Annotated in this window: 4 protein-coding genes; 3 read left to right on the forward strand and 1 reads right to left on the reverse strand. The window is 48.3% G+C overall.

Features of this window, described 5'->3' with window-relative positions; translation table 11 throughout:
• Nucleotides 1-470: 470 nt before the first annotated feature.
• The 3 genes from HOK28_04410 (at nucleotide 471) to HOK28_04420 (ending at nucleotide 5,503) form a co-directional block, all read left to right on the forward strand.
• Nucleotides 471-1,268, forward strand: coding sequence for an FkbM family methyltransferase (locus HOK28_04410; GenBank protein MBT6432310.1), 798 nt, complete (start codon nucleotides 471-473; stop codon nucleotides 1,266-1,268).
• A gap of 681 nt (nucleotides 1,269-1,949) precedes the next feature.
• Entirely contained in the window at nucleotides 1,950-4,142 is a 2,193-nt protein-coding gene (locus HOK28_04415) for a hypothetical protein (protein MBT6432311.1), read from the forward strand.
• 11 nt (nucleotides 4,143-4,153) lie between these two features.
• Nucleotides 4,154-5,503 carry a radical SAM protein gene (locus HOK28_04420; protein MBT6432312.1) on the forward strand — a complete coding sequence of 450 codons (1,350 nt, stop codon included), beginning with the start codon at nucleotides 4,154-4,156 and terminating at the stop codon, nucleotides 5,501-5,503.
• Here HOK28_04420 and HOK28_04425 read toward each other — a convergent pair.
• The coding region (locus tag HOK28_04425; protein MBT6432313.1) for a hypothetical protein at nucleotides 5,500-5,917 on the reverse strand (418 nt) is incomplete at its 5' end. The two genes, HOK28_04420 and HOK28_04425, sit on opposite strands and share 4 nt — an antisense overlap.

Raw genomic sequence — 5,917 nt, forward strand, 5'->3', positions numbered from 1 at the left:
GAACCTTTAAGCCTCCAATAGAAGCTTAAGCAGACTACATAGTCCTGATTCAAGCCATGCAACATAGGCTAAGGCATAGCTGCGTTTAACTGAGTAAGACGCTCAGAAATAGCTTCTAAAAACACACCTCAAACATAAAGCTTAAATCAAAGGGATGAAGTGATAAGGAATATTAAGGTGGGTGGCACCTTTTAGGGCCTTTTAGGGCAGATGAAGCCAGATGAAGCGATGAGGATTATTAAGGTGGGTGGCACCTTTTAGGAGGCACCTTTTAGGAGGCCCTTTTAGGAGGCTAAGAGGTCCGACTTGACCTTGAAATTTTACCTGGATATGTTTGTAGTGCTGTAGTTGAAGGTTGACTTGACAAGACGCCATTCATATTTTTGTTAACCTATATTTGCGGACTCGATGTTGTGAAGACTTACCTTAAACAATGCAAGTGGGGCCAATTTCTTCTCATCCAAGGAGATATGATCAGCAATTTTGTCGACGTTTTCGGCGAATGGAGCGAGATGGAACTGGCCATGTTCCGCGATTTACTCAAGGAAGACAGTAACGTTTTAGAGGTGGGCTCTAACATTGGCATGCATACGGTCGCTTTGTCCCGCATGGTACCCAAAGGCCGCGTCATAGCCTTTGAGCCCCAGCGCGTGATTCACCAGGTATTATCGGCTAACTGCGCTCTTAACCAGTGCACTAATGTTTTCGCCGAGCACTTTGCGGTCGGCAATCACACCGGGGAAGTCGACATCCCAGTGTGCAATTACACTGAAGACTGGAACTACGGTTCATATTCGATTGTAGAAGGCTACAGCGCTGAAGGTAGTTTTCAAGGCGATCAATGGCGTGAAAAGGTTCGCATTACGCGACTCGATGACCATATGCGTATTCGAGATCTTGACGCCATCAGACTGATGAAAATCGATGTCGAAGGGTTGGAATGTGAAGTTTTGGAAGGCGCAAAGGAAACCATTCAAAAGCATCGACCCTTTTTGTTTATAGAAAACAATAATCAGGAATACGGCGACCAGCTGATCGCGAAAATCGCCAACCTCGGTTACAAATCGTATTGGTACTGTACCGAAAGATTCCACGCGAAGAACTTCAACGGCCAAGAGACGAAGTTCGAAGGTGGGGATTTTAACATGCTCTGTTTCCCCGCAGAAATGGGAATCAATCCTGGCCGCCTAATGGAAGCCAAAGAATTTTCGGATCTTCTCGATGGAAAAGTCTCCTACATCACCCGGGATGTCTATCCGGCGATTTAGGACGACACGGATGGCTACTTCACCATTCTACTCATATTTATACGGGTGGCACCTTCATAAGCGGTTGCAAGAAATTGTTTTCTCTCATGTGTCATTATTTTAGGCACAGAGGGGCATGGTTCTATGCGGTTCAACAATTAGTTTGAAGCCGGGGTTATCTTGGCAGATCTCGGCAAAATACAAAATCTGCTTGACGTAACGTTTTTGCTCTGATGAGCCGATAATGCCTTGGATTCGCAGGAAGTCATAACGGAGACCGTCAATGGCTTCGCCTCTCCGAAGGTAGGGTTTCGCCCGCGTCCATATCGCCGTGAACAATTTTATCGCGCAGTTGCTCGAAGACCGCGGTCGCCAACGACTTTTTACTATCCGGTTCTATCTTGATCCCCATAGCCAAGTGTACGTCACTGGAGCACACACTTATCAACCGGTATGACAAGACACCCATTGCCAAGCGGTGACCAGAATTCATTGAATATGAACCATGGCCAAGGACTGCTGAGTAAATAGTTCTCGGCAAGCTGCTGACCCTACGCCGGTGGAATCAAGCGATTATGGCATTGTCCTACAAGGGTAAGAAATTGCGCGGTGGTCGTGACGGCTCTCAATATTGTTGCATTAACTGTAAAGAGCAAACCAATTGATTTGATTCGGGAATCCATACCCAACTATAAGTAGACGGTGGAAAACAGGCCCATCACTTTAGCTACTCCAGGTGGATATCCCATCCAGCCGCGACACAAACGCTGGGCGTGGATAATTGGGATTGGTGCGTTTGTTTTCTATGGCACACTCTACACGGCCCTCCCGCCGGTAGACGGTGATGCCTATGAGTATGCCGAAGTTGCTCACAACCTTCTTGAAACCGGAAACGCGGTTCACTCTCATTTACGCTACCCCGCTCTTACCGAAACTGAACTGCCCATGCCGGCGGGTCGAAGGCTCAATTTTTATACACTGCTTTGCGGATTCTTCGAGTTGATGTTTGGTCCCGGAGTATTGGTGATACTCCTACCATTCTTGTTCGGAGTTTTACTGCTACCACGTGCATGCCTCTCTGCCTTAGCACCGCTCTTTGGATCCAGAGCGGCCCTTCTCACATCCATTATGCTTTTGTTGCACCCCCGTTTTATGGCGGTTTTTATCGGGGACCCCAATGTGGAAATGCTTTTGACAGTTTCATTTCTATTTGCCGCGGCCGCTTTTTACCGGGAACACTATCTTTGGTTTGGTCTCCTGGTTGGCCTTGGATTCCTTATTAAAGTGAACGCAGTGGTTCTCGCCATTGCCGGACTCTTGAGCCTAGCTTTTTGTGCCCGGCACAAGTTACGTGGGAAAGATGTCCTGGCAGGTTTTCTTTTGGCCTTTTGTCTGGCGCTTCCGTTTGTCCTACGGCTCCTTTGGAATTTAATGGAGGGTCATCCCACCACTGAGGGTTCTTTGATTCCCTACCTTACATTGGACTGGCTACGGGAGCGGAGTCTGGTAGAGCTAGCCTTTCGTACCGCGACGACCTTATCTCAGGAGCCACAAACCCATGGCATTGTGGATATGCTGAGTTTTTCATGGGTAAATATAACCAAAATTATAACGGGTTATGAATGGTCCTTTATGCGCGAAGCTGGCCTTTTAGAAATGTCTGGCTACGGGCTAGCCTTGTTCTCCCCGATTGGTATTTGGTGTATCGCTAAACCACAATTACGAGTATTCACAGCTTTGTTTGTACTTGGCTTTTTGCTCTTCCACGGTGTTTTGATTCTCGGACACGAGGCCAGGTTTCTAATGCCTGTGTTACCGTGGATTTTGGCGGCAGGGTTAGCGGGAGTGACTACGGTTCTGGGTGAACCCCTTGGCCTTAGAATCGGTCAATCCCTTACCCTTCTCATGGTAGTCCCAGTGCTTGTTGTGTCACTCTACATATGCGGCAGTGAGGTGGTTTCTGGTGAAGGGCGCGAGGTCTATCACGAACTAAAAAATGTATCTGAGATGATACCTGATGATCATGAAAAGTTGATTTCAATTCCTTTTTTCTCGGCGAGTTATTTTACAGGGCGCCTCACGATTCCGCCTCCTCTCGAGCCAATGAAAGACTGGATCATACAAGCGCGGCAAATGGGCGCCCAGGGCATTTTAATGCGGCGCCTCGGAATGGGTGGGTGCTTGCCTTTTAATCCCAAATTAAGACTTTATGCCGAGACCAAGCACTTTTGCTATTTCAGTCTGCCAAATGACTTAGCAGATCTAGAGAAAGCGTCACCGGCATGGACGAATCATTCTCCGTTAGATTCAGCGCTCTCGGTGCAGCATTCCGACCCTTACCGCTCTACCATGCGCTTTGCGCTCGAGAGTACTTCACCCTGGATTTCAATTTTCATGTATTTCGGTGTGCTGGGATTCGTTGGCTTACTTACATTCCTCATTCATCCAAGACTCGAAGGATTGGTGGTGTTGATGGTATCAGTGACGTTCGCACTCTACATGCTGGTCAATCATGATGAAGGTGCAGCCAATGATTCACCTCCAAGTTTAGAGGAATTGCTTTTGAAAAAACAAGGCATCGGCGAGTCCGCCTTTTCCTTTGAACCTCTTGTTTTACCGGAGGCCACCGCACCCTTGTCCTGCAACGTCTCAAACGTGATGGCGACCTGCCCAGCTCCGCTTGGCAACTACCGCTGCGATGGTCAGGATGGCCCCGTTGTGGTGGGATGTCCGAACTGGACAAAGCCGTCTCCGGGAACACAAGAGGCCGAATCGGTGACAAGAATTCTCAATGATGCTTTGGATAAAGCGGCGCTGCGTCTCGAGTCTGAAGACATGCATGTACTTCGATTTGAACGAATCGTCATTGGGCTGCCAATGCCTAAGCAATTGTGAGAAGAATAGCCATGACCAAGCCTCACGTCCTAGCTCTGAACCCACCTTCTTCCTCGGCGCTATTCCGGGACCATTATTGTAGCAGTGAAGCCAAGAGCACCTATCTCTGGCAGCCATTGGATTTACAGATCCAAGCCTTGTGGCTTCGTGACCACGGCATTCAAACGAGCGCACTTGACGCCATTGCACAAGGTCTTTCACAAGAAGCCACTTTGAAACAAATTGAAGAGCTTAAGCCAACTCATGTGCTCATGCTGACTTCCACCCGTTCGTGGCCGTCAGATAAAATAATTTGCGAGGCCATTCGCAAAATGGGCGTGCTACGTATTATTGGCACCGGGGATTTCTTAAGGTTTCGCACCAGGTATTTTGAAGAAGCTCGGCAGTGGATGGACTGGATTCTCACAGACTTTGCTGTTGATGGCCTTGCCCAAAGTATTTTAAATGACATTCCTGTCGAGCCTGCACTCACTAGCTTTGACGGCGACATTCATGCCTGTGCTAAGCGGCTACGTTCTCTACCTTTAGATTATCCGAAGAGCCAAAAACCCGTATTTGCGTTTAAAGACTATCGCTTACCCTACCCAGGCTTTCACACCACGGCCAGTGTACTAACAAGCTTTGGCTGTACTTATCACTGTAAATTCTGTCATGTGGGCGAGCTCGGTTATAAACTACGGGACCCAGAGCGTATCCTTCAAGATTTCGAGGCTGCTTCTTTAGCGGGAGCAGCCAGCGTCTATGTGCGCGATGCCATGATAAACGGCAATATTGAACACGCATGTGCCTGGATGGAAAAGCTGGTAGCTGCGAATCTTAAGATACCCTGGGCAGCCTTTATGACCGCGAAGCCAGCACCAGAAAAGCTTATTGCTTTGGCGGCAAAGTCCGGCTGCAAGCATGTTCAGATTGGTGTGGAAACCCTGAGCCAGACCTTGCGTAAAGATAATGGCAAGGCGATTTCCAACGCACACAACATACGAGTCATTGAGCTTTGCCATCGTTATGGAATTGAAGTGACAGCCCATCTTGTTTTGGGACTTCCCGGTGAAACCGAGGAAACCCTAAGCGAGACCTATGCGAATATTCACCGGTTTAACTTTGATTACGTGGCATTGAATCTGGCTGAACATCGCCCAGGAATACCGTGGGATAAACAAAACCAAGTGCTGCCTGTAACTCCCGGTGAGCCTACGGGTCCTCATATTGAGGAGCTGAAAGTCTGGCAGCGAAAAATGTATCGTCGTTTCTACATGCGCCCTAGCCGCTTGATACGTGAAGGCGTGACGAGGCTTAAAACTGGTGATCTTGGTGATGTTGTAGGCTTAACGGGCAGTGTTATGGGATGGCTTAAGAGTTAATGCTCATACCACGTTGGCCGCCAAAGCTTATTAACCCCAGCAAAGCCCTGAAAAGATTCTTTACCTCTGGCCGCATTCCATACCTGCATCATCATCACGCGGTTAATGGATAGAAAAAACCACCAATGAAGCCTGCGCCTAACAGGGTGCGTTGAAAACATTCTACTGGCATAGCGAAGTGGTCTCTTCAGAACAAAATTTTGTTGGCACCAAGTAGTCCAACGGGCAACTTCTTCACGGCTAAGCGTTTCAGTTTGCATAATGGGATAAAACATATCGTACTGGGAGTAGTCGTGAACCTCTAGCCAGCCTTGCTCCTTGGCCTCGTCAAAGAGCGGCGTTCCCGGAAAAGGTGTGCATGGATGGAAAGCTGCAAAGTCCAGATCACATGCGTGCGCATGAGCAAGTAATTCA

It is taken from the genome of Deltaproteobacteria bacterium, from assembly GCA_018668695.1.
GTDB lineage: Bacteria > Myxococcota > XYA12-FULL-58-9 > XYA12-FULL-58-9 > JABJBS01 > JABJBS01.

Coding starts and splice junctions, on each gene's coding strand:
- HOK28_04410 (MBT6432310.1), top strand. CDS start 471: ATGATCAGCAATTTTGTCGACGTTTTCGGCGAATGGAGCGAGATGGAA.
- HOK28_04420 (MBT6432312.1), top strand. CDS start 4,154: ATGACCAAGCCTCACGTCCTAGCTCTGAACCCACCTTCTTCCTCGGCG.